The organism is Marinobacter sp. (assembly GCF_041690615.1).
GTDB lineage: Bacteria > Pseudomonadota > Gammaproteobacteria > Pseudomonadales > Oleiphilaceae > Marinobacter.
In genome coordinates, this window is record NZ_JAWLGY010000009.1 from 93,258 (window position 1) to 115,615 (window position 22,358).

The following is a 22,358-nucleotide window of genomic DNA, read 5'->3' on the forward strand; positions in this document are numbered from 1 at the left end:
AAGCTTATCACGGACCGGCATCCCGAAGAAGCAGACACAAGGCACGTTCCGTACCACATGGCAAACGGGCTAAAAAAACAGGGGAAGCAGGAAGGAGGGAACTGGGGGTGGCCCCACCAGCGACACCCCGGCACACGAGTCCACCGCTGCGGCTGCTCCCTTCCGGGCCTGACCGGGTTCACGGTTTATCGTTGCGGGGGCACCGGCAGGACCACCATAACGGCGGTCCGGTTTGCCCGAACGCGGCGCGCATAGTAGCAACAGCCGGGGGTGGTATCAATCCCTGTACCGGTCCGGGAGGCAAAAAAGCCTCAATCAGACGCCGGTTAACGGCACCGGCACCACGTCCTGCCGGAACCAGCAGGCAATGCTGTGGCGGGTACGGGTCGCCGGCAGTACTTCATGGGGAACCTCCTCGCTCATGAAAACAGCCACCCGGCCTTCATCCGGCATAACCCCGCCGCAGATTTCGTCGGGGCTCTCGCGGTTGAAAACCCGCAGTTCGCCGCCGTCCTCCGGGCGCCAATCCTCATTGAGGTACAGCACCAGGCTGACCACCCGGGAAGCGCGGCCACGAAAGCTGTCCACATGGCGGCGATAGAAATCGCCCGGCTGGTAGCTGGCATAATGCACCTCAAAGCGCTGCAGGCCGAGAAACAGCCGGCGGTTGAGGCCGGTACGGACCTGCTCCAGAAAGTCAAAGAGCTGACGCTGCGCCGGGGTCTGTCCATTGAGCCAGGCAATCCGGTCCCGGCGGACGGAGCGGTCCTGGGTAAAGTCGGTGCCGCGACCAACACCGGCCTGCTCCATGGCGGCCGTCTTTTCCAGTATATTCACTTCCTGCCGCAGCTCCGCCAGCAGCAACGGACCCAGGCGATCACGGGCATCCAGGTTCAGCCAGCCCCGTTCGCTCAGGTCAGCGGCGATGACATCCAGCCAGGCTTCATCAGCCAACGGCAAGCCTGCTTCGGCCAAAGCCGGAGAGGGGGTCGGGGAGTCTACAGAGGCGATGGTCATCAATGGTTTTCCCGGCAGGTAAAAAACGGCATTCTAGACCTTTGAGGGGGCGCGGGAAGCCCCTTGTTGGCGGTTTCTGGTAGGCAGTTACCGTTATCCGGCTGCAAAATGCAAGGAATATCATGACCCACCTGAGCACCGCCCGTTATACCAGGCTTACCCGTCTCGGCGAGCTGGAAGCCATCACGATCAGTCACCCCGGTTTTCAGGCCGCACTCACACTGCAGGGGGCCCACCTCGTCCATTTTGCCCCGGCGAACGAGCCCAACTGGCTCTGGCTGAGCCCCACGGCGCGCTTCGAACCGGGGCGTGCCATTCGCGGCGGCATTCCCGTGTGCTGGCCCTGGTTCGGTGTGCCCGGACGCAACCCGGGCCCGGTGCGCTCGCTGCTGGCCGATGCTGACGTGCCCGCCCACGGCTTTGCCCGGACGGCACCCTGGGTCCTGGCGGAGCTCCAGGAAACTGACAGTGATGTGACAGTAACCCTGGCCCTCGATTCGTCAGAATGCCCCGACCCCCGCTGGACGGGCCAGGCCCGGGCCTGGCTCAGGTTCCGGTTTCGCTCCGATGCCCTGTCACTGACATTGACGACCGAAAACACCGGAAGCCAGCCACTTGCCATTACCCAGGCGCTGCACACTTACCTGCCGACACCCGACGTCACCCGCACCACGTTGTCGGGTCTGGAAGGCAGCACCTACCTTGATACACTGGATGGCTGGCAACCAAAGCGCCAGCAAGGCAAGGCAGGTTTTGCGGGAGAAACAGACCGAATCTACCTGGCGGCTCCGGTCATCACCGTACACGGGGGAGTCAGAGACTGCCGCTTGACAGCAGGGGGCAGCGCTTCCACGGTAGTGTGGAACCCTGGGCCGGAGAAATCCCTGAGGCTGTCGGACTTCCCGGATGACGGCTGGACCGGCATGCTGTGTGTGGAAACCGCCAACGCAGTGGACGATTACCGGAAACTGGCGTCAGGGCAATCGCACTCGCTGACCATGACCCTGTGCCAGGCCATCACTGACGATGGCTGCCGCCCCCGCTGATGGCGCCATCAAACGATGCAACCAGCAGCACGCCAGGCGTTTCACATCGCCTATACTCGGTATAGACAGGACAAAGGATGACCCATGAGTCTGGCAGAATTCCTCAAGCGACGACTGGTTTCCCCGGAACTGGACCAGGAAATTGACCGCATTGGCAAACCCATCGGTTCGCTGGGGTACGATCCCTGGGGTTATAACAATGAAACCCTGAAGATCGGCTATGCCATCACCCGGGAAATCTACCATAAGTATTTCCGGGTGGAGACGGACGGCATCGACAAGATACCCGCCGAAGGACCGGTACTGATTATTGCCAACCACAGCGGGCAGTTGCCCATCGACGGGCTGCTGATCGGCTTTGCCCTGGCCTCGCGGGAGGTACGCCCGCGTATCCCCAGGGCCATGATCGAACGCTTTTTTCCCACCGTTCCCTACCTTGGCAACCTGCTCAACCAGTTTGGTGCCGTGCTTGGCGACCCGGTCAACTGCGCCGGCATGCTGGCCAACGGCGAGGCCGTCATCGTGTTCCCGGAGGGTATCAGGGGTTCCGGCAAACTCTACCGCGACCGCTATCAGCTCAAACGTTTCGGCAGCGGCTTCATGCACCTGGCCATGGAACATAACGCCACGGTAGTACCGGTGGGCGTCGTCGGTTGCGAGGAAACCATACCAGCCCTGGCCAACATCAAACCGCTGGCCAGGTTGCTGGGACTGCCCTATTTCCCCCTTGCCGCGCCTGTGATCCTGCCAGCGAAGGTGCACATCTGCGTCGGTGACCCCATGTTCTTTGATAACGACGATATTCCCGAAGAGCAGGTAACCGCCCGGGTGGACCTGGTAAAAGCCGCAGTGGGTGAAATGGTCAAGAAAGGACTCAACCAGCGCAAGAGGCTGTTCTGATGACGGCGCCGAAACGACCCCAGATACTGGTGACCGGTGCCGCCGGCGCCCTTGCCCAGCAGGTGATCAGTCAGTTGCGGGAAAGCTGTGACATAGTGGCGGTGGATTTCCGCGAACAGGTGTGGCTGGGGGATGACATTCCCAGCTATTGCATCGACTTCAACAAGCGGGTCTTCGAAGACCTGTTCCGTCGTTTTCACTTTGACGGTGTCATCCACCTCGGACGCATCATGTCCAGCCAGGAAAACCGCCTGCGCCGCTACAACGCCAATGTGCTGGGCTCCCAGAAACTGCTGGACCTGAGCCATAAATACAACGTCAGCCGGGTGATCATCCTTTCCACCTACCACGTGTACGGCGCCGTGCCCTTCAATCCGGCGCTCATCAACGAGGAGGCGCCCCTGAAAGCGGCGGGGCTGACCATGGACCTGGTGGACTCGGTGGAACTGGAGAACCTGGCCAATATCTACCTGTGGCGCTACCCCCACCTGAACATCACCGTGCTGCGCCCCTGTAACATTGTCGGGCCCGGAGTTCGCAACGCCATCAGCACCCTGCTCTCCGGAGAGCGGGCGCCGGTACTGGCTGGCTTCTCGCCGATGATGCAGTTTATACACATTAACGACATGGCGGACGCCGTGGTGGCTACCTGGCACCACAGGTGCAAGGGCATCTACAACGTCGCCCCGGAGGACTGGGTGGCCTATCAGCGAGCACTGGAGTTGTGTGGCTGCAAGCGGGTTCCATTACCCTCGATACCGCCCGTCGTGCCCCGGACGCTGCTGCGACTGCTGAACCTGCGGCGCTTTCCGCCCTATCTGATGGACTTTTTCAAGTACCCTGTCATTATCGACGGACGGGCCTTTGCCAGAGATTTCGGGTTTCACCCGCAACGGTCACTGGATGATATATTCCACTACTACCGGGAAAACAAACACCCGGTTTAGGTCCAGGTGTCCTGTCCGGCCTGTTCCCAGGTAGCCCCGACGGGGCGTCAGCCGGACCGGACGAAGAACCGATCACAGGATGTGCAGTTGATGTTCAATGAATTCGGACTGATCAGCCATGGCGCCGCCACCCTGGCGTTCCTGCTGTTGGGCGGACTGATCCTGACCCGCTACCTGCGCCGGACGTCTGACCGGATGCTGCTGCTCTCGGCGTTGCTGTCCACCCTTTGGGCGGGCTCTCTGGTCAGCCAGCAACTCTGGGGCGAACCCTCCTTTATCGTACGCTACCTTCTGGAACTGCTGCGGGACGCAGGCTGGGTGATGGTCCTGCTGGCCTTGCTACGCTCTGCCGATCGCCAGATCCTGGCCGCCGGCCGCACCCGCAGGCTGCTGGGGCTGTTCACCTTCGCTGTGATCTTTGTGCTGTTCACCCTGGCCGCGCTGGAGTCGCTGCTTTCCCTTCCCCTGGTCAGCGGCAAGCTCAAGATTGTCGGCCAGATCGCCCTGTCACTGCTGGGCATCTGCCTGGTGGAACAGATCTGGCGCAACTCGCTGCAGTCCAGCCGCTCCAGCATTCGCTACCTGTGTATCGGCATTCTGACCCTGTTTGCCTACGACTTCTTCATGTACACCGACGCCCTGCTGTTCGGTCAGATCTCCAGCGGCTTCTGGGACGCCCGGGGCATGGTGAATGCCTTCATTGTGCCCCTGCTGGGCATCACCATGATGAATACCCGCAAGCAACCGGTGGAATTCCAGATCTCCCGCAATGCCATGTTCCATGTCAGTGCCCTGGTCTTTGCCGGCGTTTACCTGCTGTTTGCCGCCGCCGGGGGCTATTATGTACGGGTGCTCGGGGGAGATTGGGGCGATGCCCTGCAGATGCTGTTTATCACCGGCGCCCTGGCCTTCCTCGGCCTGCTGCTCACTTCCCGCCGGTTCCGCGCCCGCCTGATGGTGTTCATCAGCCAGAACTTTTTCGACTACAAGTACGACTACCGGGAAGAATGGCTCAAGATGACCCGGGAGCTGGCCAATCTCAGTGACCACCCGCCCCTGCCTGAGCGGATCATCCGCATTCTCGCCGGGTTGGTGGAGAGCACCTCCGGGGCTCTCTGGGTCAGGGATGAAGACGGCAACTTCATGCTCCAGAGCTCAGTCAATATGGATCAGCCCCGGTTTACCAGTGTTGACGGCACCTGTGAGCTGGCCCGCTTCTTCAGTGACCGGGAATGGATTATCGACCTGGATGAGTATCGCAACGACCCGGTGCGCTACAACCTGCTGGAGATACCCGACCCGATTCTCAAGTTCGGTTATGGCTGGTTGCTGATCCCCATGTATCTGGGCAACGAGCTGTACGGCATTACCCTGGTGGGTCGCCCCAACGCCCGGGTTGAGCTGAACTGGGAGAACTTTGACCTGGTGCGGGTGGTTGCCCGCCAGACCTGTAACCTGCTGGCCCAGGCCGATGCCCAAAACCGCCTGTCCCGGGCCATGCAGTTCGAGGCTGTGAGCAAAGCCTCTGCCTTCATGGTCCATGACCTGAAAACGCTGATTGCCCAGCTTTCGCTACTGGTGCGCAATGCCGCCCATCACCGCGACAACCCAGCGTTTATCGATGACATGATCAGCACCACCGACCATGCGGTGCAGAAAATGTCGAACCTCGTGGACCACATCCGCAAACCGGCCCCCGGGCACGGTGAGCAGTCTCCGCTGAACCTGCATCAGATGATCGGGGAACTGGCCGCCCACTACGCCCGCAATCAGCCGAGACCAAGGGTTCTGGGCCCCTCGGACCCGGTCATGGTACGCGCAGACCGGGACCAGCTGTGGAGTGTGCTGGGGCATCTGATCCAGAACGCCCAGGATGCCACCCCTCCGGACGGAGAGGTCACCCTGACCCTGAAGGCTTCCTCGGACCACGTGGTACTGTTCATCCAGGATACCGGCACCGGCATGAACGAGGAGTTCATCCGCATGCAGCTGTTCAAGCCCTTCGAGAGCACCAAGGGACTTACCGGCATGGGTATCGGGGCCTACCAGGCGCGGGAGTACATCCGCCAGCTCGGTGGCAATATTGACGTGACCAGTGAGCCGGGCATGGGCTCCTGCTTCTCGGTACTGTTGCCGACAGTGAAGCTCACGAGCGGGCCAGCCCATGCCGGGACCGGACGCGAATCCCATGATGAGTCTGCGCCAGAACCGCTACCTGACCGGGCTGGAGGATTGCATTCCTCCTGAATTCAGTCGACACTAACGACAGACCGAGGGTGGTAAAGAGTCAATTGCGTCAACAGGGAAAAGGACTTGAGTTGTTGTGACCAAACGATTGCTGATAGTTGAAGACGACCCCGGCCTGCAGAGCCAGATGCGCTGGTGTTTCAGCAGTGACCTGGAGGTGGACGTCGCCGCCGACCGGGCCACTGCCCTTGCCAGCCTCCGTCGGAATGAACCGCAGGTCGTCACCCTTGACTTGGGTTTGCCCCCGGACCCCGGTGGCGCGTCTGAGGGCTTTGCCCTGCTGGACGATATCCTGCGCCTTTCTCCCATGGTCAAGGTGATTGTCGTCACCGGCCGGGAAGACAAGGAAAACGCCGTCAAGGCGATCGGAATGGGCGCGTCCGACTTCTACCAGAAACCCCTGGACCCGGATATCCTCACTTTCGTCGTCAACCGGGCCTTCCGGCTGGCCGAGCTGGAGGAAGAGAACCGGGAGCTTGCCAGCCGCCAGAATGGCACCAATATCAAGGGCATTGTTGCCGCCAGCCCACAGATGCTGTCGGTGTGCCGCACCCTGGAAAAAGTCGCGCCCACCGATGTTACCACCCTGATCACCGGCGAAACCGGCACCGGCAAGGAGCTGCTGGCACGGGCGTTACACGATCTCAGCCCTCGATCTGACAAGCCCTTTGCCGCCATCAACTGCGCCGCCATTCCAGAGAACCTGCTGGAAAGCGAACTGTTCGGCTACGAGAAAGGCGCTTTTACCGGTGCCACCCAGAGCAAGAAAGGCAAGATCGAGAGCGCCAACGGCGGCACCCTGTTCCTCGACGAAATCGGCGACATGCCCATGTCACTCCAGGCCAAGCTGCTGCGCTTCCTTCAGGAACGGTCGGTGGACCGGGTAGGCAGCGTCAAGCCGGTCGCCGTGGATGTACGGGTGGTTTGCGCCACCCACCAGGACGTGCGACAGCTGATCGACGCCGGAGAGTTTCGGGAAGACCTGTACTACCGGATCAGCGAGATAACCCTGGATGTGCCGGCACTGAGGGACCGTCAGGGTGACCCGCTGGTCATCGCCCGCTCCCTGTTACAGACCCTGTCCCGTCAGCTGGACCGCCCCAACCTGTCCTTCAGCGACGATGCGGTACGGGCCATCAACAGCTACGCGTGGCCAGGCAATGTGCGGGAGATGATCAACAAGGTCAAGCGGGCCACCATCATGGCGGAAGGCAAGCGGGTCACGGCCGGCGACCTGGAGCTCAGTGACGATACTGAAACGGTGGATAACCAGCTCAACCTTCGCCAGGTCCGGGAAGCTGCCGAGCGCAATGCCATCCTGCAGGCGCTGAAAACCACCGGTTTCAACATGGCCCAGGCGTCACGACTGCTGGGTATCACCCGACCTACCCTGTATAACCTGACCGATAAATACCGTATCGATACCTCCACCGAGGCGGCCCAGGCCTGAGCGCCGGGGCCACCTCGGGATACATCAGATCACAAACCTGTCCATGAACCGGTGCACCGGTGTCTCCTCCAGGGTCCGCTGGTGGTCACAGACCTGCAGGATCTGTTCACAGGTCTGCCTCGGAAACCGGGTGGCCAGATTGGTACGGAATTTCTCCACCAGCAGGGGCAGCCCTTCCTCCCGGCGCCGGCGGTGACCAATGGGGTATTCCACGGCCACGCGCTCTGTGCTGGTGCCATCCTTGAAGAACACCTGTATGGCGTTGGCAATGGAGCGCTTGTCCGGCTCCAGGTATTCCCGGGTATAGCGCTCGTCCTCGATGACTTCCATCTTGTCCCGGATCTCGTCGATGATCGGGTGGGATTCATGGAAGGTGTCTTCGTAATGGTCGGCGTTCAGTTCCCCGAAAATCAGCGGCACCGCAGTCATGTACTGCAGGCAGTGATCCCTGTCTGCCGCATTGGCCAGCTTGCCCTGCTTGGAAATGATGCGAATGGCTGACTCATGGGTCACCAGTTCAATGCGGTCGATCTCGTCCAGCCTGTCCCGTACCTGGGGGTGTAACTTCACGGCGGCTTCGGCGGCCGTCTGGGCATGGAACTCTGCCGGGAAGGAAATCTTGAACAGGATATTCTCCATCACGTAACTGCCGAAGGGCTGCGGCAGCGAGAACTGCCGCTGATCCTCCGGCTTGAGGGCCTGGTCACGGTTGGTCTTGCTGAAGAGAACGTCGTAGAACCCCCACTGGGGCGCCGTCAGAACACCGGGAATGCCCATTTCTCCCCGCATGGCGATATCAGCCAGCCTCACCGCCCGGGACGTGGCATCACCTGCTGCCCAGGATTTACGGGAGCCTGCGTTGGGGGCATGGCGATAGGTACGCAGCGACTGCCCATCCACCCAGGCATGGGACAGGGCCGACAGCAGCTGCTCGCGGCTGGCCCCCATCAGCCAGGCGGTCACTGCAGTGGACGCAACCTTGACCAGCACCACATGGTCCAGCCCAACCCGGTTGAAGGAATTCTCCAGTGCCAGCACACCCTGGATTTCGTGAGCCTTGACCATGGCCTCAAGCACGGTTTTCATGGTTAACGGCGCATCACCGTTCGCCACACGACGGCGGGAAAGGTGGTCCGCCACCGCCAGGATACCGCCCAGGTTATCCGAGGGGTGCCCCCATTCCGCCGCCAGCCAGGTGTCATTGTAGTCCAGCCAGCGCACGGTACAGCCGATATCCCAGGCTGCCTTTACCGGATCCAGCTCGAAAGATGTTCCGGGCACGCGGGCACCATAGGGAACCAGCGTGCCCTGCACCAGCGGGCCAAGATGCTTGGTGCACTCCGGAAATCGCAGCGCCAGCAGACCGCAGCCCAGGGTATCCATCAGACAATACCGGGCGGTCGTCCAGGCTTCCTCGCTGTCGATGGGCGTGTCCAGCACGTAATCGGCTATGGCCTTGAGAACATCGTCGTAATCCGGGCGGACATTCTGATCAACATTGGCGTTCATGGAACCTCCTCGACATCGGGTGGAGACCACCATTGTGGTCTGATTCCAATCAGTCTAGCAGCCGGCTGTACTTAAGCGATCAGCGCAGTCGGGCAGTACGGGGCATGGACGGAACTTACAATCGAAAGGTAAGGAGTACAGAAGGCTTGAGCAGGAGCTGTGTCGAAGGGCCCGCTCAGTTACTGGCCAGGCGGTAACGTTCGTGGAGAATACCGACCCGTTCCACGTAAGCTCTGGTTTCCGCATACGGGGGAACACCATTGTGGCGACGAACGGCCCCCGGTCCCGCGTTATAGGCGGCAGTGGCCAGTTTTATATCGCCGTCATGCAGTTCGATCATGCGGGCAAGGTAATTCACCCCCCCACGGATGTTCTGGCTGGCATCAAGGGCATTGCTGACGCCAACTTCCCGGGCAGTACCGGGCATCAGCTGCATCAGCCCCTGGGCACCCTTGGAGGATACAGCCTGGGGGTTGAAAGCACTCTCGGCGTGGATGACAGCGCGAACCAGTGCCGGATCGATATCGAATTCCCGGGCCGTGGTATTGATTTCTGTGTCATAGCGACCGGTAAACAGGCGTGTCTGGTGCCAGTTTACCTTTGAATCGGGCTTGCAGGCGTAGCATTCAAACCGGATGACATCGTAGGCGGCACTGGAGGGGCGGGCCTCGCTAAAGGTCACAACCCCGTTCTGGTCCCTGTATTTGTAGACCGTGGCGCGACCGGTACTCGCCAGGGCTTTCTGAGCCGGGGCGGCATTGGTGTATTCCACCCGCCCGTCGGGATGCACAACCCGCCGCACCGTATCGGCCGTGGCGGAAGGGGTCGCCAGCATAACGGGCAACAGGCAAAGCAGTGTTTTGATCAGCAAATGGACCGCACGTCCCATTCACACCTCATGACAATCATGGCAGACAGCCCGGAAGCGGTTTCCGGCCAACATGGCCAGAGCGTTAACGAAATGATAGCAAAATCACCCACGTAAAACCGGAACCTGACAACATTTCCGGAACCCCGCGCCGGGACATGTAGATGCCGCTACCGGGGACCACGCTGCAGGGGCCGCCCCCGTCACGCCAGGGGCTTGACCCGGACCGGATCATCACCAACGCTTACCCGGACAGGCTGTCCCCGTCCGGAGCAACCCATGACCACCTTCGAAAACCGGATCCACGAAATCATCAATGACCGGGAACATGGCTCATCCACGCTGGTCAAGATGATCGTGGCGGCTCTGCGGGGTAATCATGGCTTACAGCCAGACCGCCAGCAGGTGGCCTGGGCCCTGCAAACGCTGCGTCAGGTGGATGAGTCCATGGTGGTGGTTCACCACCTGCTCGATGAGCTGGAAGCAAGGGGCGAACAGTCCCTGCACGCGGCGCTGGAGCGTTACGAACGACGGTGGCGCAATATCGACCGGCAACTTGCCGGACACCTCCTCCGCTTCCGCCAATGGGATGACGGCCGCGTCCTCACCCACAGCCACAGCGGCATGCTATTGGCGGTGATCCGTCGCCTCCACGAAAGGTCACCGTCCCTGGAGGTCTGGCAGACCCGGTCAGAGCCCGGCGGTGAGGGCCGGCTTCAGCACAGGGCACTACAGAAGGCAGGTATCCGGTGCCATCTTGTGGCGGATAAACAGGCGCTGGCCCTGGCGCCCGATATGGATGGCGCCCTGTTCGGCGTCGATCAGTACAACGACCAGGCCATGGTCAACAAACGGGGTACTGGCGCCCTCACGGACGCAATGCTGTCAGCCGGCAAGCCGGTGTTCGTGATCGGCGACACCCGCAAACGGGTGGACCGGCTGACCTGGAGCAGCGATCTGTTTGAATGCATCCCCCTGTGCCAGGGAATGTACCTGGTCACGGAAGGGGGCATTGAAGCCATCCACAGGCGCAGCACTGACCTGCCCGACCCTTGAAAAACGCCCGATGGCATTAACGTTCGTTAGTAGGTCCACAAAAAACGCCGGGATCAACCATACTCTGCATGAAAGGGTTACCGTGTCTGGCCTGGTTGAGTGGTTGACCTGCCGCTGGATAACGGTGAGTCCAAATCCCGACAATCTGGAGGAAACCATGGAAAAGATCTGGATTCTGGTCGCAGACAGTGCCCATGCACGGATTCTGGCCACCACCGCCCGCACCGCCATGCCCACCGAGGTGCAGCGCCTGGAGCACCCGGAAGGCCGGCTGAAGGAAAGTGAACTGGTAACGGACCAGCCGGGCCGATCCCGGGAGAGCCGCGGCCAGGGCCACGCCATGCAGGAGTCCAGCGCCACCGAGCACGAGGAACAACTGTTTGCCGGCGAGATCGTCCAGACCCTCGACAAGGCCCGGCAGGACGGCAAGTTCGACAGCCTGATCCTGGTGGCGCCACCCCGGTTTCTGGGAATGGTACGCCAGAAACTCAACGGCCCCCTTGAGAAGGCCGTTATCCAGAGCGTGTCCAAGAACCTGGTGGCGGAGGACGAAAGCACCATCCACCAGAACATCTTCAACTGACGGAAAGCTTCACCACATGCCCGTCGGCCGGGTCCACGTCTCCGTTCACCAATGAGCGGATCAGGGCCTGGGCCGACTCCATGCCCTCATGCTCCTGGACACGGATCCACGGTGAGTCCGGCTGTTGAACCCGGTCAATAAAGGCCAGCTGTGCCCTGTTGAATCGACGAGTTACCTCCGCCGGCCCCCAGTCTGCGTTGCGCTTGCGGATCTGGTCCGGTGCAAAATAGCGCTTCGGTGCAGGCCCCGGCAGGGTCCACTCGGTCTCACTGATATGCTCATGGTTATGGGCGGAGCCGGCATAGCAGTTATGCATCAGGCTATCGGCCATATGTCGGTGGATGGTCTCACGCACTGCATCGTTACCGGAGAAGTCCACATAAAGCGTGGGCACGTCCGGGTTCAGGGTTGTGATGTCGTTGTAGTTCACCACCCGGTCATAGCAGCCCAGGCCCTCCACGAAACCGGTGTTGGCCGATGAGGTCAGGCCGATGACTTCCAGGTCGTCCCGGTCCTGCAGGCAGAAAACCGTGCCATAGGCGGTCTTGCTGGACGCGCTTGAAACCAGTACCCGCTCTGCTCCGAAAAAAGCGTTGTCTTCCAGGAAGTCCGCCAGCATGAACGACGTGATGAACAGCGGGCGCAGCAGCATCTGGAAGTTTTCGTTCTCCGGCCGGTAGGCGGCATCGGTGCGGATACGCTGGTACTGATTGTAGGCAGACACCAGTTCAAGCCGGTGACTGGAGCCGTCATAAAAGCCGCGTTCACTGATCCGGACAGGTTCCACGATCAGATGGGTCGCCAGCGGCCAGAAGCCATAGAAGCGCTCGCCGGGCTCAATGCCCTCCACCGTGGTCTCTTCCACCTCGGCAAACCCCCAGGCGGGCATCTGCCCCCACCCATCGTCAGCCACCGGGAAGAAATCCCAGTACCGCAAATGCGGCGTATGGCCGAAGGCGGCGTAGGTTATATTGTTGGCCGTGAGCGCCACCCGGTGAATACGCATCCGGGCCTGGCCACTGGCCAGGGGTCCCGGGTCGGTGGTTTCCAGCCGCGACCCGGCAAGGTTGTTCTGGTCTGTCAGCAGTCGTGTGATCTCGGTCATTTTCCTGTTCCTGTCATTCGTCATCCTGGGTGGCCGGCAGCGGGCCGGGGCCGGACGAGGCCGCCGGAATATGGGATACTGCCCGTGACACCATTGTAACGATCAACAGACACGCCGTGGTTCGGAAACCCGATGAGCAGATCCGGTCCCCCTCAAAACCCGCGTACCAGGCCCCTCAAACGCCCCCGCCAGGCCCGCGCCCGGTTCACCGTGCAGGCCATTTACGACGCCTATGTTCGGATTTGGCAACGGGATGGCTGGGAGCATCTGACTACCCGCAAGGTCGCCCTGGAAACCGGCATTGCCATTGGCACTCTCTATGACTACTTCCCCAGCAGGGAGGCGCTACACTCGGGCTACGTTCGCCACTGCATCGAGGAGATGATCCGGCGTATCGACGAGCAGGTCATCGCACCGACAGACCTGGCGTGGCAAGAGCGCGTCAGACGACTGACCCGGCACCTGGCAGGGCTCACCGACAACAGCGACACCTGGTTTTCGCCGGAAATGATGCAGCTGGAACCCATAGTGGCGGATACCCGGTCGCAGCAGCGGGCCTACAACGAACTGCTGGCCATCTGGCACCGGGTAGTGGACGCCTGCCCGGACCTCAGCCCCCGACCATCAGACGCTACCCTTGAGGCTCTGCACCTGTCGGCGTGGGGTGGCCGTCGCTACGCGCTTCAGGTAGAGCTGGATGACGACCGCCGCCGGGCCTGGGCAACGGAGCTGGAACGGATTTGCACATTGGCACTGACACCGCCTGTCGATTGATTGTCAGGCCGAACCCGAACACGTCCGGTAACGGCCGCGTCAGCTACCTGGCCGCCACCCGTTCCCGCCCGAACCAGGCGGAACCGGAGTAGAGTGCCAGCGCCACCCAGATCATCACAAAGCTGAACAGCTTGCCCGGACTCAGGGGTTCATCAAACACGAACAGGGCCAGCAGGAACTGGATCGACGGGGTGATATACATGAGCAGCCCCACCGTTGCCAGCCTTAGTCGACGGGTAGCACCGGCGAAGAACAGCAGTGGAATGGCGGTTACCGCTCCGCTGGAAAGCAGTAACAACGCGGTACCCGGGCTGTCAGTGAAATGGGACGCTCCGCTTTGCTCCAGGAAAGCCAGGGCGAGCAACCCCAGTGGCAATAGCAGCAGGGTTTCCACGAACAGTCCCGACAGGCCATCCAGTACCACCTTCTTGCGGAACAACCCGTAACTGCCAAAACTGAAGGCCAGCACCAGGGTAATCCAGGGCACGAAACCCAGCAGGAACAGCTGGAACAGGATGGCAAGGGTCGCGATCACCACCGCCACCGCCTGCATCCGGGTGATGGTTTCCCTCAACACGATCAGCCCCATGGCCACGTTCACCAGGGGCGTGAGAAAGTACCCCAGGCTGGCCTGCAGTACATGGCGGGTTTCCACCGCGTAGATATAGACACCCCAGTTGATGGCGATAAATACCGCACAGGCGAGCACGTATCCCAGTTCCCTGGGACGCACCAGGGCTGCTTTCACCGGTTGCCAGCGTCGCAACAGTGAAATCACGAACACCAGGAACACACAGGACCAGATCACCCGGTGAATCAGCACCTCAAAGGCCGGTATGCCCTCGAACAGGGCAAAGTACAGGGGAAAACTGCCCCACAGGCAATAGGCCGACAGACCGAACGCCACCCCCTTGCCAGTCTCGCGCGTTTCTTGTTCCATAGGTTCCTCATCAGCAGAACGGAAAATGTAGCACAGGAACCGGCCCGGGGCGCTGCTGACAACCGGGCACGAACTGGCGTCCGGTGGCAACCTGGTTCACTATAGATACACATTCATGAATCAGGAAGTCACGCTATGCCTATGATCGGATGGGTCTTCCTCCTGCTGGCCATCGCCCTGGTGGTGGGCAGCCTGCTGATGCTCAAGGACTCTGCCAACATGCCCATTTCGAAAGAAAAAATGGCGCGCATCAAGAAGCGAAAGGCGGAAGTTGAGGAGCAGGAGAAAAAGGAAAAGGACAGCAGTAACTGGTGATCACGAGGCGTTGTCGGCCTCACTGCGCTGTACGGCGTCGACCACTTCCGGTGCGACCAGTCCCTGATTCACGGCATGTTCAGCCAGTACCTGGTTGTCGTCGCTGAGCACCAGTTCGCAGCCCGTCTCACGGGCTTCCTGCGCCAGACGGGCAATAGCCTCGGAGCGCTGGGGGTCGGCGCTGACATCCCGTATGTAGATGGCCAGCACACGGTCGGGATGCTCCCGCAGGATCCGTGTGTAGATCTCCGGGTCGTGCTGGCCGGAATCACCCACAAGAACAAATTTCAGGTCCCGGTAAAGCTCCAGCACATGGCGAATCGCGTCCAGCTTATGGTCCCGGGCGCGGCGAGGAAGAATACTGCCCCGCTTCATACCCCACTCCCGCAGAATCAGGATGGGCCCGTTGGGTATTCGGTGCATGCGGAACATCTGTACCAGCACCTGGTAAATACTCCAGGGGCCCCGGGACACATAGATCAGCGGATTGCCCTGGTTGCCGGAAGGGCCATTGTGGAACCCCTGGTACAGTGCCGGCACCCCCGGAAAGATCACCCGGCTGTCCGCCCCCTGGGCAAACAACCGCCACATCATCTTCAGGGTGTTGGCGACGCCGGTGTAGACCACGGTGTCGTCGATGTCACTGATGACACCATAACTGGCACTCCGGGTGGGCGTAAAAAACTCGCCGGTGGTGGTGGCCCGCTCGTCCGTGGGATAGTCCAGGGAGAGCTCCACGGCATGCCAGGTAACATCGGAGGGCATCTCGCCCAGACTCATATCGACCCGGAAAAAACCGTGACGGTCCGTTTCCACCACGGCGGAAGTGCCCTTGTAGCGGACCCGCACCCGGGCCCCGATAATCGGTTTGCGCAACAGGCGCCTGAGCAGGTCCAGCAGGTCGCGGCGCAGCCACTCTTCCCGCAGCGTGGACCCGAACCCTGGTTGCCGGAACACTCGCCCCATCAGGAAAACCCGATCGTTTGAGCCATAGCCACGATAGGCCTGTATGAACAGTCCACCCCGGCCGCTGTCCCCCTTGACCGGTGCCGCCAGCACATGGAGCCCCCTGCGCAGGGAGACCAGGAAACGGCGAAAACGGAGTCGGTCGGGCATTCAGTCCTCCAGGGCTGGTTTACCGGCCATGGAAAACCAGCCGGCAGACAGGGCGTTGCCGGCATTATAGTCTCCCGGGTCCTGTTTCACAGGGCCACCGGTCAGATCGCTGTGTAGCCACCATCCACTGGCAGGGCCACACCGGTGCTGAAGCCCGCGCCTTCAGAACACAGGTAGAGTACGGCCTGAGCGATCTCTTCCGCCTGGCCAAGCCGGCCCACCGGGTGCATGTTCATCGCCCCCTCCCGCTTGCGGGGATCCGCCTCGGCGGCCCGACGGAACATATCCGTATCGATCACCGCCGGGCACACCGCGTTTACCCGGATACCCCTGCGGGCATATTCCACGGCTGCCGACTTTGTCAGCCCAATGACCGCGTGCTTGCTGGCACTGTACACCGCCATTTTCGGGGCAGCGCCGAGGCCCGCGACGGATGCGGTATTGACGATCGCGCCTCCGCCGGGCTGATTGAGCATGGCGTCGATTTCGTGCTTCATGCACAGCCAGACCCCCTTGACGTTCACATCCATCAGCCGGTCAAAGTTCTCCTCGCTGCCATCCGCCAGTTTCGAGTCTTCCACATCAATGCCAGCGTTATTGAAGGCGCAGTCCAGGCGACCATGGGTGTCGATAATACGCCCGATCAGTGCCTGCACGTCTTCGGCCTTGCTCACGTCGCAGGGAACGAACATGGCGTTACCGCCCTGCTCGGCAATATCCGCTGCCACCGCCTGCCCCGCTGCCTCGGCCACATCACTGACCACGACCTTGGCGCCCTCTGCCGCAAATGCCCGGGCTGTCGCCTCGCCGATACCGGCCGCGCCGCCCGTTACCAGAACCACCTTGTCAGAAAATCTTGTTGTCATTGTCTCAAACTCCGGAAACGTCAGGGAACGTCCGATACTACGAGGCTAATGGCATGATGGGAACTGATTCAGGCTTATTGAGGAGTATAAGCAGCAGCAATGGTGGGCGGGCCACCAGGGTACGGACCCGGCATGCGGGATGCACGGCATCCGGGTCCGTACCTGGGTGCATCACGTTATTCCAGGGCGTCCTCCAGGCCAGACTCGACAACGGCGTCCCCGCCGGGCCCGATATGCATGAAGGTATTATTGAAAAGCGTATAGCCGGGCCAGGCCAGGCTGCCGGTGGACGGATCGCCATTTTTGGCAAAGTTGGTCCAGAACGTCATTGTAAGGTCAGCGACGGCCTCATCTTCTGCACCGTATGCCATGGAGGCAAAGATATCGGCCGTATCACCGTCTGTACCGGAAACACCGTTACCATTCAGATCGCCGATTTCGGGCTGGTCACCGCCGGGGGTCAACACAAGGCCTAACAGGTAGTTCTGCACCATCCCCGCCGGGTAGTTGAACAGGTACGGCAGCTCACACCCATGGCAACTCTTCAGGCCCAGGGCGTCCCAGCCATCGGGCACCCGGCTGAAGACATACACGAACTGGTCCGACTGATATTGCTCAGAGCGCTGCGTCAGCCAGATCGGCAGAGCCGCCCGCAAGCTGTCGTAGTCGCCATCGGTCGCGCCGGCCATTAAAGGCACATCACTTGGCATGCCATCCTCGACGTTCTGGTGGTAGGTTTTGGTCTGATAGTAATAATCGACATTCGGCCGATAGGTCTGCCGGGGGATGTCGTCGTTGAGGTCTGCCTGGGTAATGTCTGTCCACGACAACGACCGGGCCTCTTCCAGGGTATTCACACCCAAGCGCTCGAACAGCGCGGTGCCGATCGCTTCAGCGTCCGCCAGCGAACTCTCCGGCGTGCTTTCAGGGTCCAGTGGAGAAGAGCCGCTCTGGACGATAGCCTTGTGGAAAAGGCCTGTTGCCAGCGGGGAGTTCATCAATGAGTAGACTTTCCCGCCTCCGCCGGACTGACCGAAGATGGTCACGTTATCCGGGTTACCGCCGAACGCCGCGATATTGTCCTGCAGCCATTGCAGCGCAAGCACCAGATCCATCTGGCCGTAGTTCCCGGAGCCGCCATAATCGCTCTCATCCGTCAGCAACGGGTGCGCAATATAACCGAAAGGCCCCAGCCGGTGGTTGACCGTTACCAGGACAACACCCCTGGTGGTCAGGCTGTCCGGGTTGTTGTACTGCATGGAGTTACCGGAGAGGATGGAAAAGGACCCGCCATGGAACCAGACCATCACCGGCAGGTTATCTGCATCCCTGGGCGTCGTTATGTTCAGGTAGAGAGAGTCCTCGCTCATGCCGCCTTCATTCACTGACTCCAGGGTGGGATTCTGGGCCGACTGGTCGGCCCAGGAGGTCGCCAGGCGGACACCGTCCCAGGGCTCAGCCGGTTGCGGTGGCTGCCAGCGCAGGTCCCCCACCGGTGGTTTGCCGTAGGGAACCCCGAGGAACTGCCAGGTATCTTCGTCAGGCCCGAAACCCTGAAGGTCTCCGGCAGTGGTCTCGACGATCACGCCTTCGCTGAGATTACGCTCGAAATGCCTGACGGCATCAGCCGCTTCCCGCACGCGCCGGGGGCGGGGATCCGGATCGGTAAACGCATCGCCCTCCTCCAGCGTCGCCAGCACCGACTCCAGACTGGTCCGGAAATCCTCCGGTGCCTCATCCAGGCTGATCACCCCGGCATTTTCGGAAACCACTTCCGTGATCGCTTCAGTGATCTGGATGCCATTGTTCAGGTCGCCGTCAGCATCGAGGCTCTGTAGCAGAATCAGGCGATTGATCACCCCCGGATCCTCTATGGAGTCAGCCCCTTCCGTGACCGAGAGAGGCGTGATAACCGTCGTTCCCCGGGCAGACCCCAGAGACAGCTCGCCGATGGCAAAGGCCAGTGTCTCGCCCTCACGGTACTGAAACTGCCCCTGGCCGTCTGTGTGTCCGCCGGAGCCGGCATCCCCCTCCTAAGCCAGGCCGGACACCGGGCTGTCGGTGAAGGTGCCGGTCTGTGTCTCCTGTGAGTCAGAGGACGAGCCATCATCACCACAACCACCCAGAAGCAGTAACGGTGTCAGAACCATTGCGGACATGGCGCGCAGTCGCGGATACGGATTCGGGTTGGAGTTGAACATGCAGTTATCCCTTGTTGTTGTATTCGTGGTTCTTCCTGAATATCGCCCGTTAGCCCCGGGCCGGGGCCGGACGTACTGCATTCACATTGACGGCCACAACCGGGACCTGGGGGCACTGATGCCGGTCGCTTCATCAGACCCCGTCGCACCGGGTTTGTGAGTCGAAATTACTATAGGTCTCATATTACGGATGCGCAAATCACCCTTACGAGCAAGACAGGCCAGAAAACGTGCGGTGAAGAACGGGGCAGGCGGCGATGGCCGGTCCGCCCCGTCGATGGGGTAACGGCGGGTATTACTTTATGGCGGGCGTGGGACGAACCAGAATCTCGTTCACATCCACATGGGCGGGCTGGGCCAGGGCGTAGGTCACAGCACGGGCGATGTCGGCCGGTTCCAGTGCGTTGTCCGGGCGTTCGTCGAAAAACGGCGTATCCACCATTCCTGGCTCGATCAGGGTCACGCGGACCCCGCTGCCACGGATTTCCTCCCGCACGCCGTAGCCAATGGCCGATACCGCCCACTTGGTGGCACTGTACATAGAGCCGGGAATGGTAACGCGGCCGGCGGCAGAACCGGTGATCAGGATATGTCCCCGGGATTCTTTCAATGCCGGCATGCACACTTGCAGGGTAATGCCCACGCCCAGAATATTGGTCAGAATCATGTCCTTCCACACGTCCGGATCCGCGCCACTGAAGCCACCCGGCTCCCCACCCCGGCCTGCATTGGCAAACACGGCGTCGATTCGCCCGAGAGCGGCCATGGCCTTGTCTACCATGGCCTTCTGGTCGCTTATCGACTGCACGTCGCAAGCCGTGACGGCGACACGCCCTTCACCGCCCAGCTCCTGTTGCAGGGCCTTGAGCTTGTCTTCCGAACGGGCTGCCAGCATCAGCCGGTAGCCATCGGCCGCGGCAGCCCGGGCGGTTTCGGCACCGATGCCCGAAGAAGCGCCGGTAATCAGCAGGACAGGATCGTTGGAATCTGCCATGGGGTATCTCCCTTGATCATGTGAATGTCAGTGTCAAGCTTTGACGCTAACGCCCCATACGTCCAGTAAAGCTGTCCCCGATCACCCTGCCCCTTTTTTTCCGCTATGTTGTCCCCACAGACCACGGAAAGCCTGAGCCGATTTTCCAACGGGCCACCCAACCAACCGGGGGTAAGATCGATGCGGCGAACCATTACCAGCCTGTCTTCCCTGATACTCAGTATCATCCTGCTGATTGTCGGCAATGCGTACCTGATGACCCTGCTTGGCCTCAGGCTGAGTATGGAGAACTTCGACCCCGGCACAATTGGCTGGATCCTGGCTTTCTATTCCATTGGCTTTGTCGCCGGCACCCTCTACGCGGGGCGTATTATTGACAAGGTCGGCCATATCCGTGCCTTCGCGGTATTTGCCGCGGTGCTGGCAGCATCCACCCTGATCTATCCGATGGCGGTCGATACCTGGCTGTGGGGATTCCTGCGGGCCCTGGGCGGTTTTGTGATGGCCGGCCTGATGATCGTCATGGAAAGCTGGTTCAGCAGCAAGGCGGATAACCGCAACCGGGCCAGCCTGTTTGCCATCTATCAGATCATATTCTTTCTCTCGACGGCCGGCGGTCAGGTGCTGATCCGGGTAGCTGACCCCGCGGGGTTTATTCCCTTCTCGCTGGCAACCATTCTGGTTGTCCTTGCATTGACTCCCCTCTCGCTGACCAGTCGCACTTCACCCACCATATCCCGTGAAGACCGGCTATCGCTCGGCAGCCTATACCGGAAGTCCCCCTCCGGCACGCTGGGGGCCCTCGTGGCGGGGCTGCTGATCAGCGCATTCTATGCCATGGGGCCGGTATATGCTGACAGAATCGGCCTGGACCTGAAGCAACTGTCCAATTTCATGGTGTCGGCGATCGTAGCTGCCATGATCCTTGCCTGGCCCGTGGGCCGTTTGTGTGATCACTTTGACCGTTACCGGGTCATGCTGGTGGCGGCGGTGGTTGCCGCCATCTGCAGCCTGGCGGCAGCCCTCATAGGCAACGCCAGCATGATCGCACTGGTACTCTGCGTGGGACTGTATATGGGGATCAGTGCGGCCATTTATCCCATTGCCGTAGCCATCACCAATGACCTGATGGAAAGCCACCAGATCACGGCAGCCAGCACCGCATTGCTGCTGAGCTATGGCCTGGGGAGCATTATCGGGCCGCTGGTAAGCGCCTTGTTCATGGACCTGCTCGGGCCCAGTGGCCTGTTCGTCAGCAATACGCTGATGCTCGTCGGGCTTGCCCTGTTCATGGTGATGGGTCCCAAGCGGCGCCACCCGACGGTCGGACAACAGGAAGAGTATTACACCACCACCCCGGAAGCGGCCCTGGGCCTGTCAGAGCTTGACCCCAGGAACCCGGAATTCGAAGCGTCCGCAGAGGAAGACAACCGCGAATCGTCCGAAGACGATGTCGATGACCAACCAATAGAGCATCGTGAAAAACCTGACAGTCCGGCTGCCACACCGCCCTGAACGCCGGCTTCCGACATGCCGGAACGGAAAACGCCCGGCATGGTGCCGGGCGTTTCGGATCAAACAGGGCTTGCCTGTTTCATATATCGCCGGTTGCAATCAGCGCCGGAGGCGTCTTGCGGCCCCCAGACCAACCAGCCCCAGACCGATCAGACTCAGGGTACCGGGTTCCGGAACGTCCGTTGTGGTGGACGAGAATGCGAACTCGGCATCACCGGCGGCGTCCGCAGAGAAACTCCAGAGATAGGGGGTATCGTCAAATCCTTCGGCACTCATGATGCCTTCACCGGAGAGGCCAAGAACGACATCATTCTGTTCCACCACGTTCATGTCGGACAGCTCGAAGCTGAAGCCTTCCCCTGCCCAGAGCGCACCTTCCGGGGCATCACCCACCACAAAGCCCTGATAGTCAACAATGGTATCGAACTCGGTGAGGGCTGCGAGATCACCGGTGCCGCCAGAGGTGACAACAGCCTCGTTGCCTTCAACATCGATGTAGGTGGCGTCGCCCAGGCTGACCTCGGAGCCGCCTTCCCCATCAAGCGGGGTGTATGTACCTCCGAAACCGACGTCGCCGGTAATCGGTGCAGCCTGGACTGAAAGTGAGAAGGTTGCCAGCAAGGTAGCGCTGGCCAGTGCAGTCTTCTTGAAGTTCATAGAAACCTCCTGAAAGTCCATCGCTTCCTGCGGTGCGGAAGCCTTCTGAGGGCTTCCGGCGCCTATGGGCCTTCGTGTTATAGAGTTTGAACACAGGCATCCTTTCCTGACCCTCTGGAGGCGAGAACCATGCCAGTTTGCGCGGGCACGGCATATCGGGCACTTGGGTGGTAGCTGCTATGAAACCGTTAAATATATCGACGCCAAACACGCGGTGATTCCGGTACTTACCGGAGACCGCGTTAAATCCCT

The 22,358-nt window shown here is 60.9% G+C and carries 21 protein-coding genes and 1 other RNA gene; 10 read left to right on the top strand and 12 right to left on the bottom strand.

Going from position 1 to position 22,358, the window contains the following annotated elements; genetic code table 11:
* Window positions 1–111: 111 nt before the first annotated feature.
* Window positions 112–208, bottom strand: an RNA gene (gene ffs, locus ACESMZ_RS08480) — signal recognition particle sRNA small type.
* 107 nt (window positions 209–315) lie between these two features.
* Complete coding sequence (locus tag ACESMZ_RS08485) at window positions 316–1,017, bottom strand: 2OG-Fe(II) oxygenase (protein WP_372956794.1); 702 nt, start codon at window positions 1,015–1,017, stop codon at window positions 316–318.
* 122 nt (window positions 1,018–1,139) lie between these two features.
* On the opposite strand from ACESMZ_RS08485, the gene ACESMZ_RS08490 reads away from it, so the two are divergent.
* The 5 genes from ACESMZ_RS08490 to prsR all read left to right on the top strand — a co-directional run bounded on the left by ACESMZ_RS08490 (window position 1,140) and on the right by prsR (window position 7,607).
* Complete coding sequence (locus ACESMZ_RS08490) at window positions 1,140–2,063, top strand: D-hexose-6-phosphate mutarotase (protein WP_372956793.1); 924 nt, start codon at window positions 1,140–1,142, stop codon at window positions 2,061–2,063.
* 84 nt (window positions 2,064–2,147) lie between these two features.
* Window positions 2,148–2,963, top strand: a complete 816-nt coding sequence (locus ACESMZ_RS08495) for a lysophospholipid acyltransferase family protein (RefSeq protein WP_372956792.1) — start codon at window positions 2,148–2,150, stop codon at window positions 2,961–2,963.
* The gene (locus tag ACESMZ_RS08500; protein WP_372956791.1) at window positions 2,963–3,910 is read left to right on the top strand and encodes an SDR family oxidoreductase; all 948 of its coding nucleotides are present in this window, start codon (window positions 2,963–2,965) and stop codon (window positions 3,908–3,910) included. Before ACESMZ_RS08495 ends, ACESMZ_RS08500 begins: the two co-directional genes overlap by 1 nt.
* Window positions 3,911–4,000: 90 nt before the next feature.
* Window positions 4,001–6,157 carry an XrtA/PEP-CTERM system histidine kinase PrsK gene (gene prsK, locus ACESMZ_RS08505; protein ID WP_372972480.1) on the top strand — a complete coding sequence of 719 codons (2,157 nt, stop codon included), beginning with the start codon at window positions 4,001–4,003 and terminating at the stop codon, window positions 6,155–6,157.
* 76 nt (window positions 6,158–6,233) lie between these two features.
* Window positions 6,234–7,607, top strand: a complete 1,374-nt coding sequence (gene prsR, locus ACESMZ_RS08510; RefSeq protein ID WP_372956789.1) for a PEP-CTERM-box response regulator transcription factor — start codon at window positions 6,234–6,236, stop codon at window positions 7,605–7,607.
* 24 nt (window positions 7,608–7,631) lie between these two features.
* Here prsR and ACESMZ_RS08515 read toward each other — a convergent pair whose 3' ends face one another.
* Both ACESMZ_RS08515 and ACESMZ_RS08520 read right to left on the bottom strand, forming a co-directional pair.
* Window positions 7,632–9,116: a bifunctional 2-methylcitrate dehydratase/aconitate hydratase gene (locus tag ACESMZ_RS08515; RefSeq protein ID WP_372956788.1), complete on the bottom strand. Its 1,485-nt coding sequence runs from the start codon at window positions 9,114–9,116 to the stop codon at window positions 7,632–7,634.
* Window positions 9,117–9,291: 175 nt separating this feature from the next.
* Window positions 9,292–10,005: a lytic transglycosylase domain-containing protein gene (locus tag ACESMZ_RS08520; RefSeq protein WP_372956787.1), complete on the bottom strand. Its 714-nt coding sequence runs from the start codon at window positions 10,003–10,005 to the stop codon at window positions 9,292–9,294.
* Between the two features lie 258 nt (window positions 10,006–10,263).
* Between ACESMZ_RS08520 and ACESMZ_RS08525 the strand changes: the two genes are divergently transcribed.
* Both ACESMZ_RS08525 and ACESMZ_RS08530 read left to right on the top strand, forming a co-directional pair.
* On the top strand, window positions 10,264–11,040 hold the full coding sequence (locus ACESMZ_RS08525) for a hypothetical protein (RefSeq protein ID WP_372956786.1): 777 nt from the start codon (window positions 10,264–10,266) through the stop codon (window positions 11,038–11,040).
* A 157-nt stretch (window positions 11,041–11,197) separates the two neighbouring features.
* The gene (locus ACESMZ_RS08530) at window positions 11,198–11,623 is read left to right on the top strand and encodes a host attachment protein (RefSeq protein ID WP_372956785.1); all 426 of its coding nucleotides are present in this window, start codon (window positions 11,198–11,200) and stop codon (window positions 11,621–11,623) included.
* Here the strand turns inward: ACESMZ_RS08530 and ACESMZ_RS08535 are convergent.
* Complete coding sequence (locus tag ACESMZ_RS08535) at window positions 11,616–12,728, bottom strand: DUF2855 family protein (protein WP_372956784.1); 1,113 nt, start codon at window positions 12,726–12,728, stop codon at window positions 11,616–11,618. The two genes, ACESMZ_RS08530 and ACESMZ_RS08535, sit on opposite strands and share 8 nt — an antisense overlap.
* Window positions 12,729–12,860: 132 nt before the next feature.
* Between ACESMZ_RS08535 and ACESMZ_RS08540 the strand changes: the two genes are divergently transcribed.
* Entirely contained in the window at window positions 12,861–13,502 is a 642-nt protein-coding gene (locus tag ACESMZ_RS08540; RefSeq protein ID WP_372956783.1) for a TetR/AcrR family transcriptional regulator, read from the top strand.
* Between the two features lie 43 nt (window positions 13,503–13,545).
* On the opposite strand, the gene rarD is transcribed toward ACESMZ_RS08540, so the two are convergent.
* Entirely contained in the window at window positions 13,546–14,442 is an 897-nt protein-coding gene (gene rarD, locus ACESMZ_RS08545; protein ID WP_372956782.1) for an EamA family transporter RarD, read from the bottom strand.
* A gap of 135 nt (window positions 14,443–14,577) precedes the next feature.
* Here rarD and ACESMZ_RS08550 point away from each other — a divergent pair, with 135 nt between their 5' ends.
* Complete coding sequence (locus ACESMZ_RS08550; protein ID WP_372956781.1) at window positions 14,578–14,757, top strand: DUF2897 family protein; 180 nt, start codon at window positions 14,578–14,580, stop codon at window positions 14,755–14,757.
* On the opposite strand, the gene ACESMZ_RS08555 is transcribed toward ACESMZ_RS08550, so the two are convergent.
* The 5 genes from ACESMZ_RS08555 to ACESMZ_RS08575 all read right to left on the bottom strand — a co-directional run bounded on the left by ACESMZ_RS08555 (window position 14,758) and on the right by ACESMZ_RS08575 (window position 19,934).
* Window positions 14,758–15,873, bottom strand: coding sequence for an App1 family protein (locus tag ACESMZ_RS08555; protein ID WP_372956780.1), 1,116 nt, complete (start codon window positions 15,871–15,873; stop codon window positions 14,758–14,760).
* A gap of 101 nt (window positions 15,874–15,974) precedes the next feature.
* The gene (locus ACESMZ_RS08560; protein ID WP_372956779.1) at window positions 15,975–16,739 is read right to left on the bottom strand and encodes an SDR family oxidoreductase; all 765 of its coding nucleotides are present in this window, start codon (window positions 16,737–16,739) and stop codon (window positions 15,975–15,977) included.
* A gap of 176 nt (window positions 16,740–16,915) precedes the next feature.
* Window positions 16,916–18,598: a carboxylesterase/lipase family protein gene (locus tag ACESMZ_RS08565; protein WP_372956778.1), complete on the bottom strand. Its 1,683-nt coding sequence runs from the start codon at window positions 18,596–18,598 to the stop codon at window positions 16,916–16,918.
* A gap of 174 nt (window positions 18,599–18,772) precedes the next feature.
* Entirely contained in the window at window positions 18,773–18,940 is a 168-nt protein-coding gene (locus ACESMZ_RS08570; protein WP_372956777.1) for a hypothetical protein, read from the bottom strand.
* 295 nt (window positions 18,941–19,235) lie between these two features.
* Complete coding sequence (locus ACESMZ_RS08575) at window positions 19,236–19,934, bottom strand: SDR family oxidoreductase (RefSeq protein ID WP_372972481.1); 699 nt, start codon at window positions 19,932–19,934, stop codon at window positions 19,236–19,238.
* Between the two features lie 180 nt (window positions 19,935–20,114).
* Between ACESMZ_RS08575 and ACESMZ_RS08580 the strand changes: the two genes are divergently transcribed.
* A complete protein-coding gene (locus tag ACESMZ_RS08580) occupies window positions 20,115–21,449 on the top strand; it encodes an MFS transporter (protein ID WP_372956775.1) in 1,335 nt (444 codons plus the stop codon).
* A 99-nt stretch (window positions 21,450–21,548) separates the two neighbouring features.
* Here the strand turns inward: ACESMZ_RS08580 and ACESMZ_RS08585 are convergent, their stop codons facing one another.
* Window positions 21,549–22,106, bottom strand: coding sequence for a PEP-CTERM sorting domain-containing protein (locus tag ACESMZ_RS08585; protein ID WP_372956774.1), 558 nt, complete (start codon window positions 22,104–22,106; stop codon window positions 21,549–21,551).
* Between the last annotated feature and the right edge of the window lie 252 nt (window positions 22,107–22,358).